Origin of the sequence: Paenalicyclobacillus macrosporangiidus (assembly GCF_900116805.1) — a bacterium.
Taxonomy (GTDB): Bacteria; Bacillota; Bacilli; order Alicyclobacillales; family Alicyclobacillaceae; genus Alicyclobacillus_H; species Alicyclobacillus_H macrosporangiidus.
The window spans coordinates 1-21834 of sequence record NZ_FPBV01000011.1; the positions used below are offsets into that span (position 1 = coordinate 1).

The 21834-nt window shown below is 64.5% G+C and carries 19 protein-coding genes and 1 riboswitch; of the genes, 11 read left to right on the forward strand and 8 right to left on the reverse strand.

Translation table 11 applies throughout. The annotated features are described in order from the left end of the window. Positions 1 to 672: 672 nt before the first annotated feature. The 3 genes from BM357_RS19855 to BM357_RS10340 form a co-directional block, all read right to left on the reverse strand. Complete coding sequence (locus BM357_RS19855; RefSeq protein ID WP_175511504.1) at positions 673 to 825, reverse strand: hypothetical protein; 153 nt, start codon at positions 823 to 825, stop codon at positions 673 to 675. A gap of 5 nt (positions 826 to 830) precedes the next feature. Next, entirely contained in the window at positions 831 to 1412 is a 582-nt protein-coding gene (locus tag BM357_RS19860) for a hypothetical protein (protein ID WP_175511505.1), read from the reverse strand. Between the two features lie 306 nt (positions 1413 to 1718). Next, positions 1719 to 2447 carry an iron-containing redox enzyme family protein gene (locus BM357_RS10340; protein WP_074952660.1) on the reverse strand — a complete coding sequence of 243 codons (729 nt, stop codon included), beginning with the start codon at positions 2445 to 2447 and terminating at the stop codon, positions 1719 to 1721. Between the two features lie 297 nt (positions 2448 to 2744). Between BM357_RS10340 and BM357_RS10345 the strand changes: the two genes are divergently transcribed. The 6 genes from BM357_RS10345 (at position 2745) to cydC (ending at position 11968) form a co-directional block, all read left to right on the forward strand. Continuing rightward, the gene (locus BM357_RS10345) at positions 2745 to 4358 is read left to right on the forward strand and encodes an APC family permease (protein ID WP_083430396.1); all 1614 of its coding nucleotides are present in this window, start codon (positions 2745 to 2747) and stop codon (positions 4356 to 4358) included. A 190-nt stretch (positions 4359 to 4548) separates the two neighbouring features. Beyond that, entirely contained in the window at positions 4549 to 5982 is a 1434-nt protein-coding gene (locus tag BM357_RS10350; protein WP_074952663.1) for a spore germination protein, read from the forward strand. A gap of 9 nt (positions 5983 to 5991) precedes the next feature. Beyond that, complete coding sequence (locus tag BM357_RS10355) at positions 5992 to 7080, forward strand: GerAB/ArcD/ProY family transporter (RefSeq protein ID WP_074952666.1); 1089 nt, start codon at positions 5992 to 5994, stop codon at positions 7078 to 7080. Further along, positions 7077 to 8270: a Ger(x)C family spore germination protein gene (locus BM357_RS10360; RefSeq protein ID WP_083430397.1), complete on the forward strand. Its 1194-nt coding sequence runs from the start codon at positions 7077 to 7079 to the stop codon at positions 8268 to 8270. Before BM357_RS10355 ends, BM357_RS10360 begins: the two co-directional genes overlap by 4 nt. Continuing rightward, the gene (cydD, locus tag BM357_RS10365) at positions 8267 to 10093 is read left to right on the forward strand and encodes a thiol reductant ABC exporter subunit CydD (RefSeq protein ID WP_074952672.1); all 1827 of its coding nucleotides are present in this window, start codon (positions 8267 to 8269) and stop codon (positions 10091 to 10093) included. Before BM357_RS10360 ends, cydD begins: the two co-directional genes overlap by 4 nt. Beyond that, a complete protein-coding gene (gene cydC, locus BM357_RS10370; protein ID WP_074952675.1) occupies positions 10094 to 11968 on the forward strand; it encodes a thiol reductant ABC exporter subunit CydC in 1875 nt (624 codons plus the stop codon). It begins immediately after the preceding gene. Between the two features lie 82 nt (positions 11969 to 12050). Here the strand turns inward: cydC and BM357_RS10375 are convergent, their stop codons facing one another. Genes BM357_RS10375 through BM357_RS10385 form a run of 3 tightly spaced genes read right to left on the reverse strand, consistent with a single transcriptional unit; the run spans position 12051 to position 15734 of the window. Further along, positions 12051 to 13697, reverse strand: a complete 1647-nt coding sequence (locus BM357_RS10375) for an AMP-binding protein (protein WP_074952678.1) — start codon at positions 13695 to 13697, stop codon at positions 12051 to 12053. Continuing rightward, positions 13675 to 15291 carry an acyl-CoA dehydrogenase family protein gene (locus tag BM357_RS10380; RefSeq protein WP_074952681.1) on the reverse strand — a complete coding sequence of 539 codons (1617 nt, stop codon included), beginning with the start codon at positions 15289 to 15291 and terminating at the stop codon, positions 13675 to 13677. The genes BM357_RS10375 and BM357_RS10380 overlap by 23 nt, the downstream gene beginning before the upstream one ends. Continuing rightward, positions 15288 to 15734, reverse strand: a complete 447-nt coding sequence (locus BM357_RS10385) for a MerR family transcriptional regulator (RefSeq protein ID WP_342741618.1) — start codon at positions 15732 to 15734, stop codon at positions 15288 to 15290. Before BM357_RS10385 ends, BM357_RS10380 begins: the two co-directional genes overlap by 4 nt. Before the next feature lie 117 nt (positions 15735 to 15851). Here BM357_RS10385 and BM357_RS10390 point away from each other — a divergent pair, with 117 nt between their 5' ends. From BM357_RS10390 to queE, 4 genes are all read left to right on the forward strand, one after another. Continuing rightward, positions 15852 to 16676: a hypothetical protein gene (locus tag BM357_RS10390; RefSeq protein WP_074952687.1), complete on the forward strand. Its 825-nt coding sequence runs from the start codon at positions 15852 to 15854 to the stop codon at positions 16674 to 16676. 202 nt (positions 16677 to 16878) lie between these two features. Continuing rightward, a complete protein-coding gene (locus BM357_RS10395) occupies positions 16879 to 17364 on the forward strand; it encodes a DinB family protein (RefSeq protein ID WP_074952690.1) in 486 nt (161 codons plus the stop codon). 106 nt (positions 17365 to 17470) lie between these two features. After that, complete coding sequence (locus BM357_RS10400) at positions 17471 to 17914, forward strand: 6-pyruvoyl trahydropterin synthase family protein (RefSeq protein WP_074952692.1); 444 nt, start codon at positions 17471 to 17473, stop codon at positions 17912 to 17914. After that, positions 17911 to 18624, forward strand: coding sequence for a 7-carboxy-7-deazaguanine synthase QueE (queE, locus tag BM357_RS10405; RefSeq protein ID WP_074952695.1), 714 nt, complete (start codon positions 17911 to 17913; stop codon positions 18622 to 18624). Before BM357_RS10400 ends, queE begins: the two co-directional genes overlap by 4 nt. A gap of 37 nt (positions 18625 to 18661) precedes the next feature. On the opposite strand, the gene ytxJ is transcribed toward queE, so the two are convergent. Beyond that, on the reverse strand, positions 18662 to 19027 hold the full coding sequence (ytxJ, locus tag BM357_RS10410) for a bacillithiol system redox-active protein YtxJ (RefSeq protein WP_074952698.1): 366 nt from the start codon (positions 19025 to 19027) through the stop codon (positions 18662 to 18664). Positions 19028 to 19091: 64 nt separating this feature from the next. Between ytxJ and BM357_RS10415 the strand changes: the two genes are divergently transcribed. Next, positions 19092 to 19877, forward strand: a complete 786-nt coding sequence (locus tag BM357_RS10415; RefSeq protein ID WP_074952701.1) for a polysaccharide deacetylase family protein — start codon at positions 19092 to 19094, stop codon at positions 19875 to 19877. Here BM357_RS10415 and BM357_RS10420 read toward each other — a convergent pair. After that, entirely contained in the window at positions 19820 to 21073 is a 1254-nt protein-coding gene (locus tag BM357_RS10420; protein WP_074952703.1) for an MFS transporter, read from the reverse strand. The genes BM357_RS10415 and BM357_RS10420 overlap by 58 nt on opposite strands. Positions 21074 to 21544: 471 nt before the next feature. Then, a riboswitch (cobalamin riboswitch) is annotated at positions 21545 to 21721 on the forward strand. The last annotated feature ends 113 nt before the right edge of the window (positions 21722 to 21834 follow it).

The following is a 21834-nucleotide window of genomic DNA, read 5'->3' on the forward strand; positions in this document are numbered from 1 at the left end:
GTTATTTTCCACGCCTTGGAGCTTGCGAATCCACTCAAGAACTGCGAAGCTATTGACAGAAGCCATCGTTGCGTTCCTCCTACTAGTTTGTTTCGCCACACTCTAGTAGACACGCACGGTGGCTTCGTCGTCAATTGTGGACGACGCATTTTACACCACTACTTGAGACTTTAACCTATGAGGATTGGAAACTGACATCAACGGTATCGAACAACGGTTGCGCGCAACCGTTTGTAGGGTACCTATGAGGATTGGAAACATGGTATTTCCGTTCAGGCTTCGGTCAATGCCCTTCGTTTGTAGGGTACCTATGAGGATTGGAAACCCGCCCCTTGTGCCGGCCGCCTCCCGCCACAACCGCGTTTGTAGGGTACCTATGAGGATTGGAAACAAAGAGTTACGTCCTGCGGAGAAGGCGGCGACGGTGTTTGTAGGGTATCTATGAGGGTTGGAAACATAACGGAGGTGATCCCCATGGTCTCTGGAATCGAGCCCGGTTTGTAGGGTACCATATGAGGATTCGAAACGCTGCCTCGGCCATCTTCGTAAAGCCACGCGCGACGTTTGTAGGATACCTATGAGAATGGGCAACCGAAACCGACGCTGGCCTGTCCCGCAGTCCATCCAGCGTTGGTACGACACCGATAAGCATCATCGGCGCCGGCGCCTGTCTCAGATCTCTGGCCGGCGAGGAGCGGCTGCGCCGCCGGGCTTGACTTCTTCGGCGGGGCGCGTGAACCAAAAGTAGAACGTCGCCAAGAGAATGGCGGCTCCATAGATGACGGGCTGCGGAAGTTGCACGGCAGGAAGTTTATGCAGGAACATCGAGATCACCTCACCCTTCGTGCTTCGGAATGGGTGCCAGAAATCTTTTTGGACCGTTTGGCCCGAGTGGTGTTGGACGGACGGGGTACCTGCGCTCCAGACGTCAGGAAGGACCCGATGGTCGGCGAAGGCTGCAGATTGAAGCGGGTGATCGGCGGGGTGTCAGGGCGTCCACCGAGGCGCCACAGTGGGCCGCGCTTGATCTCGCGCTCGATGATGGCGGAACGCAGATCGGAAAAGAACTCTTGGGCACGGCCGCTGGTTTCACTGGGGTCGGCGGCGACAGGAATGTTGGGGTTGCCGAACACCGGTCCGGTGACCACAAAATTAAACTTCCCCGACGAGATCCATGGCCCCGTGTTGGTGATTTGACCTGTGATCAAGAGCAGGGCGATGATGACGTCAATGGCGTCGAGAACGAATCCCGCCCCGTCTCCCTGCCCTTCCATCCTTGTACTGCCGGTGATGGGGCCGGCAAGACTGAGCCAGATGGCTCCCGATGCAAGGAACACGCCGCCACAGGTCAACTGACCTGTAAGAAGCAGGATGGCGATCCAGATGTCAATTGCCCGCAGAATCCCGGACACGAGGGCCTTTTCCCGCATGCGGCGACGTTGACGGTTCATTCACCTCTCGTCCCTTCGGCATGCCTCGGTCCCAAGTCAGGTCCAACGGTAAACCACGATGAACCTCTCGATTCTCAATCAGGGTATGCAGGCAAGTGGGCCAACAGTGTGGACTGTCATCCCAGGCGGCGATGCCCACCTGTCCCTGGGTTGGGGAACATCCCGCCCGAACACCCATCCCGCGTCCTGGCTGGCGGGTTGTTCTCTGTTCTCCGGGGCGTTCTATTGGGAACGAAATCAATGTGGAAAAGGGGGAGGATGCGCCTCTCAGCCTTCGAGGCGCATCATTTCCTCGTGCAGTTCCTGATACATCCTGGCTTCCGACTGTGCGATGAATTTCCCCGTCTCGTACATGGTCTTCAAATCGTCGGGAGACGTGAACGACTGAAGCACGTCTTTGCACAGTTGATAGTGCCTGGGTTCATGTTCATCGGCGTGCACTTGCCAGAAGCGCACGTCAATTACGCGATCCCGGTTGTAAGCTGGATGCTGGAAGTATTGGCCGATGCGGCCCATCACCGCGCCTGCGAACATCTCCGAACCGAGGCCAACGGCGGCCATCGCCTGCAGAGGGGACGCATGCCGGAAGAAGTCAATGAACGTGTCGATGGCCTTCTGGACGGCGGGGGACATCGGTTCATCGGGGATGCCGTTCGCGTCCAGGCGCGCATCGGGGACAACAGATCGCAAAAAGGTCAGATACAGCTTTTCATGCGCCCGTCCGGGTTCGCCCCGTCCTGCCTCATCCCACAGGTTGTCGGCAATCGGGACCCACCAGGTGTCTATGGGCGGCATGGCAGAGATGGCCGCTCCGAGCACCCGCGGAAAGTTGCGGCTGTAGTAGGCGTACTGAAGGGCAAAGTGGCGGATCTGCGCATAGGAGTAGGCGCCAGCGCCCAACGTCTGCAGGAAAGCGCCGTTGAAGAATTCCTCCTCGACCAGGGCCTCCACCGCCCGCTCGACATCGGCGTAGGAACGCAACACGACCGATTCCATGGATCACCCTCCTTGTCCGCAGGGATCAACGCAAAGTGCCCTGACAGGATACGGTACAACACAGGCCGCAGTCAATACGTCGGAGGGCGCTCCGTATCTTTCCAGGGAGGCTAGGGAAGGGGAGGAACTGGAATATAAGGGATTTTAAAATTACCGAATGAATCGTTTAATATGGAGAAAACCAACAATTTCATGATGCATTGAGAGGGAAACCGTTGTAGATTGAAAACAGGGATCGACCGTCCCAATACACGGCGTCCGGAAAAGATGGACCCGAACGGAAAGGACATGAGTGCGATGCAGCGAGGAGGATTCAAACGCCAGCTGTCGCTGGCTGATTTGACGTTTATCGGCCTCGGGTCCATCATCGGGTCCGGATGGTTGTTCGCGTCGCAGCGGGCGGCGCACATCGCCGGACCGGCGGCTTGGATTTCCTGGGTGATTGGCGCATTGGCGGTCACTTTGCTGGGGCTGGTCTACGCGGAGCTCGGCGGAGCCCTTCCACGGGCCGGCGGAACCGTCCGGTATCCCGACTTTTCGCATGGACCGTTGGTGGGATACCTGCTCGGCTTCGCTTCGATTGTGGCGTTCGCCAGTGTGGCAGGCATTGAAGCCGAAGCGATGCGCCAGTACGCCGACACCTGGTGGCCGACCCTCGGCAGCGGCAGTCCGACGGCGCTCGGGTGGTTCGTGCAGTTGGCCTTGCTGACGGTCTTCTTCCTGCTCAACTATTGGTCGGTAAACCTGTTCGGGAAGATCAACACCATTTTGACGGCTGTCAAGTTCATCGTGCCGACGTTGACCATTGTGGTGCTGTTCATGCATCTGAAGCCCGCCAACTTCTCGGTGCACGGCATGGCGCCGTATGGGTTCTCCGGGATTGAGCAGGCGGTTTCGACGGCCGGAATCATCTTCGCGTTTTTGGGCTTCCAGCAGGCGGTGGGATTCTCTTCGGAAGCCAAGAATCCGCAGCGCACCGTGCCGGTCTCCATCCTGCTGGCGGTGGTCCTGTCGGCCGGTCTCTACGTGCTGCTGCAGTTGAGTTTTGTGGGGGCGGTGCCGGCCTCCGCCATCGCCAAAGGGTGGGACGCGCTCGACTACACCTCCCCGTTTGCCAACGTGGCGGCGGCTTTGGGATTGGGGTGGCTGTCGACGGTGATCCTGGGGGATGCCGTCATCTCGCCGAGCGGCACAGCGAACATCTATCTGTCCGCGACGGCGCGCGTGATCTATGGCTGGGCGAAGAACGGGACGTTCTTCCGCCTGTTCACGCGCCTCGACGGCCGGACGGGTGTGCCGCGTCCGGCCCTGTGGCTGGCGTTCCTCCTGTCCGTGTTCTTCACTCTGCCGTTCCCGTCATGGGACAAGCTGGTGGGCGTGGTCTCGTCCGCCACGGTGCTGACGTACATTCTCGGCCCCGTGTCGGCCCATGCGTTCCGGCGCACGGCGCCGGAGTTGAACCGGCCTTTCCGCCTGAAGGGGATAGGCGTCCTGTCGCCCATGGCTTTCGTGGTGGCGTCGCTGATCATCTACTGGACCGGGTGGAAGACGGATTCCCTCCTGCTCGGCGCCCAATTGGTCATGTTCGTCGTGTATCTCCTCTTCCGCCGTATCGCTCCGAACCACGTGCCGCTCGCGGAACAGGTGAGGGCGTCGGTCTGGCTCGTCGTGTACGAAGCGGTGATGATGGTTCTGTCGTATCTCGGCACGTTTGACGGCGGACAGGGCATCCTGCGGTCGCCGTGGGACCAGGTGGCCGTGGTGGTTTGGTCCGTCGCCACGTACTACTGGGGGATCCGCAGCGCACTGTCCCGGCCCATCTTCGACGAAGACGACGTGTTGGATCCGGTGACGGACAAGCCGGCCGCGGCCACGCCGACCGTGGCGGAGCCGTCCGCGCCGAATCTGTAACGGCTGAAACGGTTGACCCTACGGGTGTTTTGACTCCTCTCCATCTACGGTTCCTCCGACGCGCCAACGGCCCCCGGCATGGGGGCCGTTGGATTTTCCTCATAGAATCGCCTTCCTCTGGGCATTCTATCCTCTGCTTGTTTCACGTTTGCAGACGATGACGGGATGAACTGCACAGGATGTGGCATGGATGAAGCCGACTCAACAGTTGATGCAGCAACTGCACGACGCGTACGACATCGTGGTGCGCCCCATTCCGTCCAGTGGCCTCGATGTGGTCTTCATCTCCACCATGGTGGATTTAACCCGCGTGGAGGAGCGACTCTTGGGCCCGTTGACCCGAAATCCGTCAAAGCGGCCAGGAAATATCGAGCGGTGGTTGCGCGACACCCTGCAGTTGGGGGAATTGCGCCTCACGCGGGACGCTCGCGAGGCGGCGTTGAAATTGCTCGACGGTCACGCGGTGATCTGCTTTCCGAAAGGTTATGTGCTGGTCAACGTCCAGGGATTGCAGCGGCGTCTCCCGGAGGAACCCGCCGCGGAGATGTCCATCCGGGGGCCGCGGGACGGTTTTACGGAGTCCCTGGACACCAACGTGTCGCTCATTCGATCCCGCCTGCGGGATCGCCGCCTGGTCATCCAGACCTTTGAGTTCGGCCAGCGCACCCGGACCAAGGTGTTGTTGCTGTATCTCGAGGATCTGGCCAATCCGAACATCGTTCACGAGGCGGTGCAACGGCTCCGACGCGTTCAGGTGGACGGGCTGCTGGACAGCGGCGGGTTGGAGCAGTGGATTGAGGACAACCCGTGGTCGCCGTACCCGCAAATCCAATCCACGGAGCGCCCCGACAAAACCATCTCGGCGTTGTTGGAGGGCAGGCTGGCGATCCTCGTCGGCGGCAGCCCCTTTGCCCTGCTGGTGCCGACGGTCATGGTTTCCTTTTTCCAGACGTCGGATGACTACAGCCAGCGCTGGATCTCGGGGTCCGCTATCCGCATCGTGCGCATCTTCGCCCTGGCCCTGTCCGTCTTCTCTCCGTCGTTGTACATCGCGTTCACCATGTACAATCCGGAGCTGCTGCCGACAAACCTGGTCATCCAGTTGGCCGCCACGCGGGAAGGCATTCCGCTGCCCATCGTGTTCGAGGCGGCCTTCATGGAATTCATGGTCGAACTGTTGCGCGAGGCTGGGAATAGAATGCCGCAGCAGATGGGACAGTCGTTCACGGTCGTCGGCGGGTTGGTGATTGGGGACATCGCCGTGCAAGCGGGCATTGTCAGCCCCATGATGGTCGTGGTCGTTGGATTGACCGCCCTCGGCGCGTTTGCGATTCCAAACTATGAGGCCGCCTTTGTCACGCGCATGATCCGTTTTCCCATGTTGATGGCCACCTCCGTGTTCGGCATCATGGGCACGCTGGTGTTCGCGCTGCTGCTCGTCGCCCATCTCTCGACACTCAAGTCCTTTGGCGTCCCGTACCTCAGCCCCTTTGCCCAGTTGGCGTACGTCGACTGGCTCGACACCCTGGTCAAGGGGCCGACGCAGTGGTCGGTGCTTCGTCCGGCGACCTACTGGAGCCCGCGCGCATGGCAACTTCGGCGGCGCGGGGGCTGGAGAGGTTGACAGAGCGGCATGCTGAAACAACGCAATGCGAATGCGGTGGCCGTCCTGACCTTTGAGTTGATCATCGGCTCCGGCATGTTCGAGTGGATTCCGGCTTGGCTGGGCCGGGCGCGGACGGCGGTGTGGATCCCGTTGATGGTCTACGTCGCGGTGGCGGTGGCGCTCTCGCAGATCATGGTCTATCTCGTCTGCCAGGGCCGCGTACGCAGGGCACAGGCGGTGACGGTGTTCGACGCCCTCCTGCCGCAGCAGAGAGTCGCGGAGGCGCTCAATGTCCTGATGCTGCTGGTGTTTCTCGTCAACGCGGCCATGGTCCTGCGGATGGCCATTCACCTGATTAAGTATGTGGCGCTGCCCGACACGCCGGTCCTGGTGTTGGTGGTGCTCGGGATGCTCATTCCGCTGCAACTGTTTTTCGGCGGCTTTGACGCCCTCCTCCGGTATGAATTGGCCCTGTTTTGGCCGACCGTGATCATCGGCGTTCTGATGTTGTTGCTCTGTCTCGAGGTGTCGGACGTGGCCAACCTGTTGCCGCTCTGGCCCATCAGCTGGCGGGCGGTGGCATGCACCCTTCCGGAGATCCTCTATCTTTTGCCGGGATTTTTGCTTGCCGCCGTGTACTTGCCCGTCTTTCACGCCGCTGGCGTGGAGGCCCAACCGATGCGGGGCATGGTCCTGGGCGGCGTCTTGGCCGCCGTCGCGCTGCAGCTTCTGAACGTGGCCGTGGTCGTCGTCGATTTCGGCCCTTTTGAAGGCGCGGCTTTGAACTGGCCCATCGTGGAAGCCGTCCGCATGCAGCACGGGGGCCGCTGGGCGGTGTTGTTTCTGCTCCCCGTCCTGTCGGCCGTCTCCTCCGCGGTGAATCTGTACCTGTACGCCGGGTACCGAATCGCCGTCTTCCACACGCGCGCTCGCAGAATATGGGTCATCGGGCCGCTGATGGCCGCGGTGATTGCGCTGTCCGTGATCCCGGAGTCGTTTGAGCAGGTATCTCGGTACTATGCCCCGGTGGTGGAAGGGATGGGAGGCGTCCTCCTCGGGATCGTCATCGGCCTGTGGATGTGGACCGTGTGGAAGGGCGGTGTGCATGCTGGATGAGACGGATGCGCCTGCTCGCCGTCGTGGTCTGTCTGGCTGTGTCGATGGGGCTGACCGGGTGTTGGGACGGGGTCGAGATACAGCAGCGGGCCATCGTCCTGATGATGGGGATCGATCCCGGCGACACCCCGGATCACGTGCAGGTGACGCTGCAACTGGCGAAACCGCGCCGCCTCAGCATCCCACCCTCCGGCGGGTCGTCCGGCGGGGGCGGACAAGGGTCACCGGTGATTGCCGTGAGCGAGCAAGGGCGCGGCGTCGGGGAAGCCCTGCACAAGATTCAATTGGATTTGAACCGGAGACTGTTTTTCGGCCATCTGCAGGCGGTCGTCATCCACCGGCAATTGGCGGAGCGGGGGATCTTCACCCTGCTGAACCCGCTCGTGCAAACGCGGATTGTCAGCCGCAACCTGTGGGTGTTCGTGTCGGAGCCGTCCACCCGGGCGTTCCTTGAGAAAAGCCCGGAACTGGACGTCATCCCGGCCATGTACCTGGCGGATCTGTTCCGGAACCGGATTTGGGTCAACCGCCCGTACGACGCCACGATTGGGGGATTTCACCAACGTTTGGCCACCCCGGGAATTGAGCCGTATGCGCTTCTCATCACGGGGATTGATTCCAAGCTGTCCGCGCCGCAGATCGACGGGCTGGCGGTCTTCTCCGGCGACCGGCTGGCCGGAGTTCTGACCGGCCCCCAGTTCACCGGGTGGCTGATGCTCGAGAACCAATTTCCGAAGTCCAGGTTGGCCTTGCCGTGCCCGGAGGACCCCGGCAGGCAGTTTGTCATTGATGTCAAATCGGTGCACAGCCGGCTGCGCGTACGCAACCTGTCTGGCGCCCGCCCCTACGTGGACGTCGACGTCCGGATGCGCGGATCGGTGGAGGGCGGGGCCTGCGTCCCGGTAGAACTCCAGTCCGGGTTGGACAGCCTCAAACGGCAGGTGGAGCGGCAGACGCAGGGGATGGTCACGCGCGCGATTCAGTGGACGCAGTCTCCCCTGCACACGGACGTGTTGGGCATCGGCCGGGAGGTGTACCGGTACCAGGCGGCGGAGTGGCGAGGCGAGGCGTGGTGGCGCCGCACGTTTGAGCGATTGGATGTGCGGGTGCAGGTGGACGCGCGGCTCGACTTCATGCAGACGTACGACCGGATCCAGATGGTCTATCCAAGGGGGGACGGCGCGCGATGAGGCGTGCGGAGAGGGCGTTGATCCAACGGATTCAACCGGTGCGATGGCTGCTCGCGGCCACGGTGGGTGTGGGATTGGCGGAATGTGCCGCGACCGTGGCGCAGGCGGCCGTCTTTGCCCATGTGGTGAACGGGGTGTTCCTCGGCGGTGCCGCCAAAGCGGACGTGGCTCCTTGGATGATGGCCCTGTTGGCCATCCTCACGGTACGGGCGGGAGCCAGCGCCGGCCGCCAGCGGTGGGCGGGTACGTTTGCCAGGAGGGCGAAGGTCGCGCTGCGGGATCGGGTGGTGCGGCATCTTTTGGCACTGGGGCCTGCCTATACCCGGCGGGAGCAGGCCGGCGAGTTGGCGATGACGGTCACCACGGGCCTGGACGAGCTGGAGACGTACCTGGCGAAGTACCTTCCCCAGGCGGTCCTGGCGGTGGGCATCCCCCTGGCGATCCTCGGGTTCATCGCCATCCAGGACCGGGTCTCCGCGCTGGTTTTGGCGATCACGGGGCCGCTGTTGGTCTTCTTCATGATCCTCATCGGCCTGTCCGCCGAGCGTATCACGCGCCGCCAGTGGGACGCTTTGTGCCGAATGAGCGCCCACTTCCTGGACGTCCTGCGCGGCATCGTCACGCTCAAGGTGTTTGGGCGCAGCGGGCGGCAAGGGCGGGTCATCGCCGAAATGGGAGATCAGCACCGGAAGGCGACGATGGCCGCCCTGCGGGTGGCGTTTCTGTCCGCGCTCGTCCTAGAGTTGTTTGCCATGCTGAGCACCGCCTTCGTGGCGGTGGACCTGGGGATTCGTCTGGCGAGCGGGCGCATTCCCTTTGAGATGGCCTTCACCGTCCTGTTGTTGACGCCGGAATTTTTCCAACCGATTCGCCTCCTCGGCGCCCAGTATCACGCGGGATTGAGCGGCTTGAACGCGGCGGGGCGCATCTTCGAGATCCTCGATACGCCGATACCCGGGCTGGCCGACACCGCGGACGGGGCCAGTGCGGGGGCCGGTACGGCGCCTGGCGTCGCACCCGGCATACAGGCCGAGAGGGGCGCAGGGATGGGGGCCGGTACGACACCCGCGACGGCCACGTCCGGTGCCGGCATCCGCCTGGAGGTGAGGAAGGTGTTCTTCCGGTACCCGGATTCGCAGAAGCCGGCTCTCAGCGGGCTGTCATTGACGGTCCGGGCCGGGGAAATCGTCGCCATCGTCGGGCCGAGCGGCAGCGGAAAGAGCACGTTGCTGCATCTGCTGCTGGGATTTCTCCGGCCGGAGAGCGGAGACATCTTGGTGAACGGACAACCCCTGTCCCGGTTGTCCGTGGCCTGCTGGCGGCAGCAGGTGGCGTACGTGCCGCAGCATCCGCACCTGTTCCCGGGGACCGTCCTGGACAATCTGCGCCTCGCCGATCCCGGGATGGATCCGGAACGGGTCAGGCAGGCGGTGGCCGCGGTGCACGCGGAGGCGTTCATCCAACGGCTCCCGGACGGGGAGCTGACGTTTTTGGGAGAAGATGTGCCGCTCAGCGGCGGCCAGATTCAACGCCTGGCGGTGGCCCGCGCGCTGGCCGCGGATCGGCCGCTGCTGTTGATGGATGAACCGACGGCGCAGTTGGATCTGGAGACCGAGCACGCGCTGCAGCAGGCGTTGGACGCGCTGTGGGGCGGGCGGACGGCCATCGTGATCGCCCACCGGCTCAGCACGGCGATGCGCGCCGACCGCATCCTGGTGATGGATGAGGGGCGGGTGGTGCAGGAGGGCACCCATGACGCCCTGATGGGGGCGGACGGATTGTACCGGCGGCTGTTCTCCGCCTACCGGGGGGAGGTGAGCTAGATGCGCGTATGGGCTTGGCTGTTGCGCTTTTTGTGGCCGTACAAGGGCCGGCTGGCCCTGGCTCTGGGGATGTCGTTGTCGGCGACGTTGTCGAGCGTCGGGATGTTGGGGACCTCCGGGTACTTGATTTCGAAGGCGGCCCTGCACCCGGCCACCATCCTGCTTCTGTGGGTGCCCGTCGTGGGTGTGCGCTTCTTCGGGCTGTCCCGTGCCGCCTGCCGGTACCTGGAGCGCCTGTTCAGCCACGATCTCACCTTTCGCGTGCTCTCCCGCATCCGCCAGGATGTCTTTGAGAAGGTGGAACCCGTCGCGATCCCGCTGCTGCAACGGTTCCGCATCGGCGATGTGTTCCAGCGGATCGTTGCCGACGTGGACACCCTGCAGGACCTGTACATCCGCGCCCTCGCGCCACCTCTGACCGCGTGTCTGACGGTCCTGGCGGTGGCCGGGGGGCTGGCCTTCTGGGGATGGACGCTGTCGATCCCGTTTTTGGCCTGTGCCCTCGTGTGCGGCATGTTGATCCCCATGCTGGCCTACCGGCTCGGCCGAAGGAGCGGGCGCGGGTTGCCCGAGGCGAGGTCAGCGCTGACCGAACAGGTGCTCGGCATCCTCTCTGGCATGGCGGATCTCTTGGCCTACGGGCGCCAGGACGAGGCCGTGCGGCGATTTCACCAGGCACAGGAGCGGTTGACGGAACGGGAGGCCCGGCATGAACGCGTCGGGGCCTGGGTGGACGGGCTGTTCTTGTGGTCGATGCACGCCAGCGTCTGGGTGGTGCTGTGGGTGGCCATGGAACGGGTGTGGGCGCACCGGTTGGACGGGGTGCTGTTGGCCGCCTTGGTGCTGATGGTGCAGGCCAGCCTGGAGACCCTCGCGCCGCTGCCAGGCGCCTTGCAAAACCTGGGCCGGGTATCGGCGGCGGGGCGCCGGTTGTTCGACCTGATGCCCGCGCAGATGGACGCGTCCACCCGCGAAGACGCGACCGCCGCACGAATCGGCCTCCCTGGGACTGCACGGACCGGCCTTCATGCGACTGCACAGACCGGCCTCCCTGGGACCGCACGCACGGGCCTCTCGGGGGCGATGGCGCAAGTACCGTCACCGACAGCGGCCGCTGTCGCGGAAGGGCCGCCGCGCCTGGACCTTCGTATCCACAATCTGGGCGTCCGCTACGCATCGCTCGGGCCCTGGGCGCTTCGGCACGTGGACTTGGAGCTGGGGCCAGGCCGGCACATCGCCATCGTGGGGGAAAGCGGCGCCGGCAAGAGCACCCTGCTCAAGGTGCTGTTGCGGTTGGTGCTGCCGGCATCGGGGGCCATCACCATCGGCGGCATGGATTTGTACGACGTTCCGGAGCCCCTGCTGCGCCGGTGGATCACGGTGGTCCCGCAACAAACCTATCTGTTCAACGCCACGCTTCTGGACAATCTGCGGCTGGCCCGGGAGGACGCCACGGCCGACGAGGTGAAGGAGGCCGTCCGCCTGGCCCAACTGGAGGAGACCGTAGCCCGCCTGCCGGACGGGGTTCACACGCAGTTGGGGGATTTGGGGATGCGCCTGTCCGGCGGGGAGCGGCAGCGGCTGGCGTTGGCCCGCGCCCTGTTGACAAACGCCCCGATCGTGCTGTTGGACGAACCCACCAGCCATCTGGACGCCATCACCGAGCAGGCGTTCATGGAGCAGCTGTTGTACGCCCTGCGGCATCGTTCTCTCTTGATGGTGACCCACCGGCTGGTGGGTTTGGAGCGGATGGACGAGATCTTGGTGCTGCGTCATGGAACCATCGTGGAACGAGGCTCTCACGAGGCACTCCTTCGCCAGCGTGGATGGTACCATGACATGTGGACATTGCATCAGGCCATGGTTCGAATGTGAACCACGCTCGATGACAGCCTGTGGTTTCAGATTCAGGTTTGTTAAAAACGGATCGGCCCCGCCCGCCATGGGCGGGGCGGCTTCACGAGAAACGCATCTGCCGCAGCGCCGCTTTGTGAATCTTGCCTGCGCTGGTCAGAGGCATGCTTTGGACGAACACCACCCGGTCGGGCAACCAGAAGCGGGCCAGGCGCCCGGATGAGACGGCGGCCTGCAGATGGGCGCGCACGGTGGCCTCGTCGACGGTGTCCCGGGCCTGGAGCACGGCCAACGGCCGCTCACCCCAGCGGTCGTCGGGGATGGGGATGACGGCGGCCAGTTCGACCCCGGAGACCTCCGACAGCACACCTTCGATCACGCTGGTCGCGATCCACTCTCCGCCGCTCTTCACGGCATCCTTGAAGCGGTCCACCACGTGGAACCAGCCATCGGCGTGCCAGACGGCCAGGTCTCCGCTGCGGAACCATCCGTCGCGGTACGCCGCGCGGCTGGCTTCTTCATCTCCAAGGTATCCGTCAGGAAGCCAGGGACTCTGCACCCACAGTTCGCCGATGGTCTTTCCGTCGCGGGGGACGTCCTGTCCCGCGTCGTCGGAGACGCGGACGCGGACCATGGGCAGAGGGCGCAGGCGGGTGGACAGCTGTTCCAACCGATTCTCTTCTTCCTGCCTGCCACTCCTCACGGCGGAGATGGCCGCGCCCAGTTGGTCGGAACCGCCGTAGATGAGGGAAAATTCCACACCGGCCTGGTGCGCGCGCCGGGCCAACCCCGACGCCAGCGGGCTCCCGCCGGTCAGTACCTTGAGGGGCAAGAAGCCGTGGCCGTTCGCGGCCGGCTCGCCGGCCAGGGCGTCGAGCAGCATGGTCAGCTGTGTGGGCACCATGTTGGACCAGGTGACCTGCTCGGATCGGATGAGGCGCAGCTGTTCCCCCGCGTCGGCGCGCCCCGGGAGAACCAGTTTGCAGCCCAGGTAAGGCGCGAAAAATGGCGTTCCCCAGCCGTGAATGTGAAAGAACGGGATCAGCGGGAGAATGGTGTCGCCCGCCTGTACCTTGGCCCCGGTGTCATGCACCGCCAGGTGATGGGCGATCTGCAATGGCGCCTGCACCATGTCCCGGTGCCGGTACACCATCCCTTTCGGCCGCCCGGTGGTTCCGGTGGTATAGAAGATAGAATAGGCGTCCGTGTCCGACAGCGACACGTCCGGCGGTGAGATTCCAGGGAGTTGGGCCTGAATCAGCGACTCGTAGACCAGTGGCGCCTCCGAGGTGGGCGCTCTGGAAAGGGTGCCCCCGTCTGTTCCGTCCGCCGCCCGTCCGCCGGTTGCCGGGACGCCCGGGTCTTCCGGCATCCACACAAGGGTCCGGACGTACGGCTGCAGGGCTTCGCCCAGCGAGCGGAACCCGTCCCACACGAACAGCACCTCGTCCTGCGCGTGCCGCACCGTGAACACCAGGTCCTCCATCGGAAGGCGAAAGTTCAAGGTGTGTACGACAGCGCCGGCCAGTCCCAGTGCGTACTGCAGCTCGAAATACCGGTGGCTGTTGACGTCGAGGACGCCGACCACTGTCCCCTTCCGGACGCCCAACTCGCTCAGGCTGCGCGCCAGACGCACCACGCGGTCCCACGATTCGGCGTACGTGTGGCGGACGTTCCCGCTCACCACCTCCACATCGCTGTACTGCCAAGCAGCGTCCGCCAACAACTCAGGAATCAGACCGCGCCGCATCCAAACCAACCCCCCATACCTCCGGGTCGGACAGGACCCAGTCGGGATATTCCTCATGCTGGATGAAGTGACGAATGTACAGCTGTGCGAACTTCTCGTATCGTTCGCCCGCGGTTTCCGCCAACCGGTAGAGGGCCGCCGCCTGGGCCGCGTCGGCGATGAGTCGCAGGGTGTGCTTGGCGTGCCACTCCGCCTGCTCCTTGGGCAGGGCGGCCAGTTGTTCGAGCGCCGCCTGCGCCGCCTTTGCGGCCTGTCGAGCCTCCGCTTGGCCGACCCCCTCGAGGGGCACCACCACCGTTTCGAGGAAGCGTTCGTGGGCCTTCTGTTTGAGGACGGTCTCCAGGAAGTCGAGCGCCTGGATGTTGCTCGGCCCCTCCCAGATGGGGGTGATGAGCGCCTCCCGGTGCCAACGCGCCACGCCGTATTCCTCCAGGAAGCCGAGGCCGCCGAACAGCTCCATCGCGAGGGCCGTCAGGTGGGCGGCGTGATCGGCCGTGCGCGTCTTGACCAGATGCGTGAGAAAACGCGCGTGATGGTAGGCCGGGGTGTAAGGGGGCCGGTCGGACCACGCGTGATCGAAGGCGTCGATGGCCTGGAACGTGAGCGCAAGCCCCCCCGCCTGACGGACGTGGAAGTCGGCGAGATCGCGGCGGATGAGCGGATGGTCCTGCAGCAGGCGCCCAAAGCTGGTGCGCCGGGTGACGCGCCCGAGGACCTCCAGCAGCGCCTTTTGGGCGATCCCCATGGCGCCGATGGCATTGGCCAGGCGAGAGACCGTCAGGTTCTCCAGCGTGTAGTAGATTCCCAGTCGCGCCTCGCCGATCAAATACGCCTCGCTGTCCATCAACTCCGCCTCCCCGGAGGGGACGGCCCGGGTCGCGCTTTTGTCCTTCAGGCGCCGGACGTGGAAGTTGAGTTCGCCGTCGCGGTTGAGCCGGGGCAGGAGAAAGAGCGCCAGGCCCTTCGGGCCGGCGGGCGCGCCTTCGGGGCGGGCGGTGGTGATGGCGTAGTCGGTCAGTCCCGCGCCGCTGGCGAAATACTTGTCGCCGGTCAGCCGCCATACCGAACCGTCGCGGCGAGCGGTGGTGCGGTTGGCGCCGAGATCGCTGCCACCCTGGGACTCGGTCATCCAGGTCGCGCCGAACGCCTGGCCGGAGAGCAGGGCGTCCTTCCACGCGGAGAACTCGGGCGCGTACTTGTGGATGGCGTAGGCCACCTGATTCGTGATGGTCAGGATGCAGTACAGGCCCGGATCGCCGATGAGGTAACCGAAGGAGAAGTGATGGTGCCAGCTGCCGCCCTCGTAGGGTGGCCGGTTGATGGCGGCCAACTCCTGCAGCACCTGACGGTGGGCAGGACTGAGCCGGACGCGGTCGATCCGCCGGCCGTCCAGGTCGTGATGGATGAGGATGGGCGGGGCATCGTGATCGACATGGTAAACGGTTTCATAGACCTCGCGGCCAACGTAGGCCCCAAAGCGCACCAGCTCGCTCTCGTGTTCGGGATACGCCGGCCAGAAGTGGCGCAGCACATCCTGAAGCAGGACGTCGCGCGTGAAATGGTTGGTGCCGTAGGCGTAGGAGATGGGGTTCAAGACAGATCCCTTCCTTTTAATTTTTCGTCCAGGGTTCTTTGCAGTCGATCCCGCAGTTCCAACAATTCCTCGCGGATGGCCTGCAGCTCCCGGATCTGCTGGTCGATCTCCGCCAGCTTGCGGTCGCCGCGCCGAAGCACGTCCCGCAGTTGGGTGATCTCGGTGGGATCGGCGTCGTACAGCTCGAGCATCTCGGCGATCTCCGGGAGGCTGAAACCGATCCGCCGGCCGCGCAGGATGAGCTGGATGCGCACGCGATCGCGGTCGGTGTACAGCCGCTGCGCTCCCCGCCGCTCTGGCTGCAGGAGCCCGACCTCTTCGTAATAGCGAAGGGTGCGGGGGGTGACATCGAACATCTGGGTCAGTTCGGTGATGGTGTACCGTCGCGCGATGGTGCCGCCCCTCCTGACACGTTGTTGGATGGGATAAAATATACTGTAAATTTACGTGAACGTCAAATCCGGGGTTGCAGATCGCGGGGCGGGGGCGTTCGATTCAATCCGATTTCAAGGATTGCGGGCTAGGATGGTGCCATCCGAGGACAAAGGAGGAGATGTTGGATGGCACCGATGGGCAAAGCCAAGATGGCAGCGCTGGTGGGCGCGGCGGCAGGTTTTCTGGCTGGTGCAGGGGTGTTCGGCGTGTACGCGTTCGCAGACAGCACCGGAAACAGCACCGCCGCGGGACAAACCCAGCAGCAGGCGGGATCGCAGGCGGGCGGGCTGCGCGGCGGTTGGGGCGCGCCCGGGGGCGTGATGATCGGCCAGTGGATGCCCCAGTTGGCACAGTACTTTGGTATCAGCGAGGACGAGCTGCGCCAACAGCTCGCCGCCGGCAAGTCGCTCAACGACATCGCGGCGGCCCATGGCAAGTCTCAGTCCGACCTGCAGACGGAGCTCAAGACGCTGGTTCACGACGCACTGCAGAAGAAGGTGCAGGCCGGTAAACTGACTGCGGACCAAGTGGCGCAGATGGAACAGAAGATCGGTGCGCAACTCCCGGCGCTGGCGGCCGACACGCACTTGCGCTTTGGCGGGCCGCGCGGGAAGATCATCTTTGGCGCAGACCTCCTGCAGTTGGCGGCCAAGGACCTGAACATGACCGTCGCGGAGCTGCGCAAGGACCTGGCGAGCGGCCAGTCCATCGCCGACGTGGCCAAGGCCAAGGGTGTCGATGTCAACCAGTTGACGAGCGAGCTGGAGCAGGCGGTGGATCAGAAGGTCAACGAGGGTATCGAGAAGTTCATCAACCAGAAGGGCGTGTTCGGTCACAAACCGGGCGCCCAGCCGGGGAGCAGCTCGGGCCAGGCTCAGGATGGATCGGGGTCGGCGGGATCGACCGGTTCGGGGACTGCGGCGGGATCGTCGTCTCAGGGCAACGCGTGAAGCGACGCCCGGTTTGCGAGGGGGAGCGAAAGCTCCCTCTTTTCATTTACACAGGGAACCATTGACCGCGGCGCCCCAGGGGGCCGGCCGGTGTGTAAGGCGGATGCGAGAGGTACCCCTGGCTTGACAGCTTGGTGCAGGACGGTTAGCGTGAGGGGAGAAGGGAAAAACAGGATGGGTTGTGCGGGGGAGGAGGAGGCCCATGGATTCGATGGCGTGGAACGAGGTCCTGCAGCGGTATGAGGAGGGGCCGGCTGCACTGGCGGCGGCGGTGGAGGGCTTGGACGATGCGCAGCTCGATTGGCGGCCGCGGCCGGGCAAGTGGTCCATCCGCGAGATCGTCGCACACCTGGCCGATGCGGAGTTGGTCTACACGCACCGGATGCGCAAAGTGGTGGCGGAGCCGGGCGGGTTGTTGACCATGTTTGACCAAGACCGGTGGGTCGACGGCCTTTTCGCGTCGGAGATGCCGGTGCAGGACACCATCGCGGTGGTGGCGGCCATCCGCCGGTTTCACATCCACACTCTGCGCCGGCTGTCCCCCGACGCGCTGGAACGGGCGGGCACCCATGAGGAGGATGGGCCGGTGACGGTGGCCGCGTTATGCCAAAAGGTGACGGATCACCTGTACCACCACCTGGCCCAGATTCAGGAACGGCGGGCGGCGGTCCTCGACAGCAGGAAGTAAAAGCGGATGGGCGCGTGGCGCCGCGGGCGCACGCCCTTTCCCCCTTCATCCGTTGGCTGTCGCCGCCTCGGACGAGTATACTGGGGAGCGAAAAGGGGGTGCCGGCATGTTGCAGCAATTCTACCCGCAGGTGCCGCATCACTACCGGTACGAGTTGAACAAGGACATGCATCTGGCCGCGGCGCACTTCATCCCGCACCCGGATGCGGGCGTGTGCGCGCGCACGCACGGCCATACCTATTTCATCAACATCACCGTGGCTGGGGATGATCTGGACGACTCCGGCTTTCTCGTCAACTTCAAGGAATTGAAAGAGGCCGTCCACGGCCGTTGGGATCACACCCTGCTCAACGACGACCGGGACGTGTTCGATCCGAACGATCCCGACCGCTTTCCCTCCACCGAGGTGGTCGCGCGAGTCGTGTGGGAGCGCATCCAGGCCCTGCTGGACCAGAAGCCAAACCGCCCGCGCTGCCTGCAGGTGGTGGTCCGGGAGACGCCGACGAGCTACGTCGTCTTCCGCCCGCGCCCAGGGGTGGACCTGCGGTGAGCCGGATCCCGGTCCTGGAGGTGTTCGGTCCAACCATTCAGGGCGAGGGCATGGTCATCGGCCGCAAGACGATGTTCGTGCGCACCGCCGGGTGCGATTACCGCTGCGCGTGGTGCGACTCGAAGTTCACGTGGGACGGCAGCGAACGGGCTCGCATGCTGACGCCCGACGAGGTGTGGGCGGAGCTCGTGGCCGCCGGGGGAAGGCGGTTTAATCACGTCACCATCTCCGGGGGCAATCCGGCGCTGATCCGGGACCCGATGGCGGAGCTGATTGCCCTTCTGCATGGGCACGGCATCCGCGTCGGCCTCGAGACGCAGGGCAGCGTGTGGCAGGATTGGTTCGTGGAGATAGACGACCTCACGATCTCGCCCAAACCGCCGAGTTCGGGGATGGACACCGATTGGGCAGGGTTGGACGTGATGGTCCGGCGCCTGTCGGACCACGGGGTTCACTTTTCGCTCAAGGTGCCGATCTTCGACGATACGGATCTGGACTACGCCCGGCGGGTCCACCGGACATGGCCGGAGGTACCGCTGTATCTCTCGGTTGGCAACCCGGACCCCTCCGCGGGGGGCGACGTGGCCGCGCACCTGCTGGCGCGGCTGGCGTGGCTGGTGGACCGGGTGGTGCAGGACGAGGCCCTCAACGCGGTCCACGTCCTGCCACAGCTGCACACGCTTCTGTGGGGAAATCGCCGCGGGGTGTGAGCGCTGCCGGCGCAGAGGCCGGAGGGCGGGTGCCCCCTCAGCCTTGCGCATCCGCCGCGGACGCGCCTTCCACCGCCTCGCGCAGGCGGGCGGCCGTGATGTCCCAGTGGGAGGCGTGCCAGACCGGCTGGCCGTCGCGGATGAGGATGGCTTGCGGCGATTGGTGCACGACGCCGAGATCCTGCGCAATCTGGTTGGACACGGGCCGCGACTCAATCACCTTCACCAACACGTACGCGGTCCCCTCGGGTGCCGTCTCCAGGTAGCGCTCGAACTCCCGGTGGGCGTTGGCGCTGATGGGGCAGGTGGTGCTGTGCTTGAACACCAGCGTCGGCTGCTGCCGGGACGCTTCGTACACCTGCGCCCACTGGTCCAGCGTGGTCAATTCCTGATAACGGCTCATGCCTTTCCCTCCTTTGTCGTTGTCTCCAGTATAGCGAATGTGATGAGAACCGGAGGTCTTTGCGATGCGGGGATGGTGGTTGGTGGTCCTCGTCGTGGCGGCGGTCGCGTTGGGCTACGCTGTGATGCCCAACATCTGGACGCGGGTGTTCAAACGGACGGCGCTCCGCCGCGTCCCGGCCGCCGGCCGGCGGGTGGCTCTGACGTTCGATGACGGCCCGGATCCGAAGTACACGCCGCGTCTGCTCGATGTGCTGGCGCAGTGCGGGGTGCGGGCGACCTTCTTCGTGATCGCCGAGAAGGCGATGCGCCACGCGGAGATCGTGGAGCGAATGATCCGTGAAGGGCACGAGGTGGCGGTGCACGGGATGCGGCACGTGCTGGTGCCCGTTTTGCCGCCGAGATCGGCATGGGAACAGGTGTTCACCGCGGCAGAGAAGCTGCGGGAGCGGTTCGGCCTGTCGATCCGGTGGTACCGCCCCACTTGGGGCTTGTGCAACCTGCCGGCTCTGTGGTGGACCCGGGGCGGCCGCAGGGGATTGCGGATGGTCACCTGGTCCATCATGGTCGGCGACTGGCGGCGGACGGCGCCGGGGGTCCTGCGGAGTCGCATCCTGCGGCGGCTCCACCCGGGAGCCATCCTCGTCCTGCACGACAGCGACGAGACGTGGGGGAGCGAGGCGGGGGCGCCGGAGCGCGTGATCGAACTCATGCCGGAACTGACCGAGGCGCTCGCGGCGCGAGGCTACCGGCTGGGGCCGTTGCGGGACCTGCTCGCGGCCGGAGTCGCGGCTCAACCGGGGACAGGCGATTCGTCCGGAGCGGCCTCCGTGCCGTTGCGGCCCCAGTGATAGAGTGGGGTTCGCCAACCCGCAATCCAGACGATGGTGTGCATGATCCCGGTAGCGGTGAAGACGGCAACGGTCCCGAACCACTCGCCGGCCACGCCGCCGAGGGCGTTGCCGAGGGGGATGGAGCACCATACCAACATGCGGATGCTGCTGCTGGCGCGTCCGAGCATGTGGTCGGGGATCACCGACTGGCGCAGGGAGAGCGACTGGACGTTCCACAGCACCATGCTGACGCCGAGCAGCAGGTTGGCGAAGCCGATGACCCACGCGTGGCGGGCGGCGGCGATGATGTAGTCCGGGATGGCGAAGGCGAGCAGCGAGATCATCATCATCCGGCCGGCCTGCATGCGCGGTGTCAGGACACCGGCCAACAGCGACCCCACCATGGCCCCTGCGCTCACGCCGGCCATGGCGAGGCCGGAGGCGTAGACGCTGGCGTGGAGATCGTGGTTGAGACGGTAGAGAATGAGCGCGCTGGAGGCCGAACCGCCGAGGTTGCCCACGAGCGTGAACAGGCTGATGGTGCGGATGAGGGAATGATTCCACACATAGCGCAGTCCCTCCGCGATGTCGCGGAGCATCCCGGCTCGCGGCCGGGCGGCGTCCGCTGCAGCGGAGAAACGGCTGCGGATGGCCAGGAGCGACAGGATGGAGACCAGGTAGGACAGGGCGTCGATCACGAGGGTGTTCGCCGCACCGGCAAAGCCAATCAGGCCCATGGCGAGGGTGGGGCCGAGGATCTGGCTCGCCGAGACGCCCGCCTGCAGCGCGGAGTTGGCCGCGGGCAACTGGTCTTTCTCCACCACGTTCGGCAGGCACGACACGTATGCGGCGTCGAAGACGGCGTTGCACGCGCTCATCCCCGCCATGACGAGATACAGCTGCGCCACCGTCAACATCCCGAGGAGGTATGCCGCGGGGATGGTGGCGATGAGCAGCATGCGGATGGCATCGGCGAGCATCATGAGCCGTCTGCGATCCCGCCTGTCCGCCCACACCCCGGCCGGCAGCGACAGGATGAGATAGGGCACAAAGCCCACCGCGAATCCGAGACCCATCTGCAGCGCGGACCCGGTCATCTGCAGCATCAGCCAGGGCAGGGCGAAGTTGCTGACGGCGGATCCGAATTCGGACACCGTCTGCCCCGTGATGAGCCAGCGAAAATCTCGATTCTTCCAAACAGTGTTTGCGCGCAAAAAACGGCCTCCTTCGGAAACCATGCCGTCCGCGGTCCAGTCCGCGGGCAGGGAAGTGCAGAATGCACCGGGTGACGAGCACCGTTTCGCCGGTGAACCGTACGCGGATGTCGCCCTGATTGTATCACCCCGCGCCGGTCGGCGTGAAGCGTGGGGCTCATGTGGCCCATTCGTGGACCTGCCGCATGCGTTCGCGGCCGATTCGGCGGGAGGGAAGTGGGAAGACGTGGGGGACGTGGGGGACGTTGCGATAGTGACCGAATGGTGTTTAACCGGTACGATCCGGACAGAATTGTGCGCGACTTGCACTTATACGAGCCGCTCATGGCGCGCCGAGTCAAGTGACCACAAGGTCCTCCTCTTCGACGGATTGCCTGCCGGGCTTGCCCTGGCGTATACTTTCCCTGTCAAGCCTTGCACGAGGGCGGAGACAGATGGTTTCCGTCTTTAAAGCTTGGCTGATCCGGACAATCGAATCCAACGGGCTGCGGTCTCGCGTTGCGAGTGAAATGGGAATCCGGTGAAAATCCGGAACAGCCCCCGCTACTGTAAGTGACTACGAACTCTCAGGGCCACTGCCGCAAGGTGGGAAGGCGAGACAGTAGGCATGTCACGAGTCAGGAGACCAGCCGCAGCCTGCGATGCCACCCGCTTCGGAGGGAAGCCGGGGGTAGGGCGGAACGCACCGTCCGCACGAACATCGAAGGCTCCCTCCGCGGGAGCCTTTTCCATATTCGCCGGAAATGCGGCGGGTTTTCATG

Coding starts and splice junctions, on each gene's coding strand:
- BM357_RS19855 (WP_175511504.1), bottom strand. CDS start 825: ATGTTCCTGCATAAACTTCCTGCCGTGCAACTTCCGCAGCCCGTCATC.
- BM357_RS10340 (WP_074952660.1), bottom strand. CDS start 2,447: ATGGAATCGGTCGTGTTGCGTTCCTACGCCGATGTCGAGCGGGCGGTG.
- BM357_RS10345 (WP_083430396.1), top strand. CDS start 2,745: ATGCAGCGAGGAGGATTCAAACGCCAGCTGTCGCTGGCTGATTTGACG.
- BM357_RS10350 (WP_074952663.1), top strand. CDS start 4,549: ATGAAGCCGACTCAACAGTTGATGCAGCAACTGCACGACGCGTACGAC.
- BM357_RS10355 (WP_074952666.1), top strand. CDS start 5,992: ATGCTGAAACAACGCAATGCGAATGCGGTGGCCGTCCTGACCTTTGAG.
- BM357_RS10360 (WP_083430397.1), top strand. CDS start 7,077: ATGAGACGGATGCGCCTGCTCGCCGTCGTGGTCTGTCTGGCTGTGTCG.
- cydD (WP_074952672.1), top strand. CDS start 8,267: ATGAGGCGTGCGGAGAGGGCGTTGATCCAACGGATTCAACCGGTGCGA.
- cydC (WP_074952675.1), top strand. CDS start 10,094: ATGCGCGTATGGGCTTGGCTGTTGCGCTTTTTGTGGCCGTACAAGGGC.
- BM357_RS10375 (WP_074952678.1), bottom strand. CDS start 13,697: ATGCGGCGCGGTCTGATTCCTGAGTTGTTGGCGGACGCTGCTTGGCAG.
- BM357_RS10390 (WP_074952687.1), top strand. CDS start 15,852: ATGGCACCGATGGGCAAAGCCAAGATGGCAGCGCTGGTGGGCGCGGCG.
- BM357_RS10395 (WP_074952690.1), top strand. CDS start 16,879: ATGGATTCGATGGCGTGGAACGAGGTCCTGCAGCGGTATGAGGAGGGG.
- BM357_RS10400 (WP_074952692.1), top strand. CDS start 17,471: ATGTTGCAGCAATTCTACCCGCAGGTGCCGCATCACTACCGGTACGAG.
- ytxJ (WP_074952698.1), bottom strand. CDS start 19,027: ATGAGCCGTTATCAGGAATTGACCACGCTGGACCAGTGGGCGCAGGTG.
- BM357_RS10415 (WP_074952701.1), top strand. CDS start 19,092: ATGCGGGGATGGTGGTTGGTGGTCCTCGTCGTGGCGGCGGTCGCGTTG.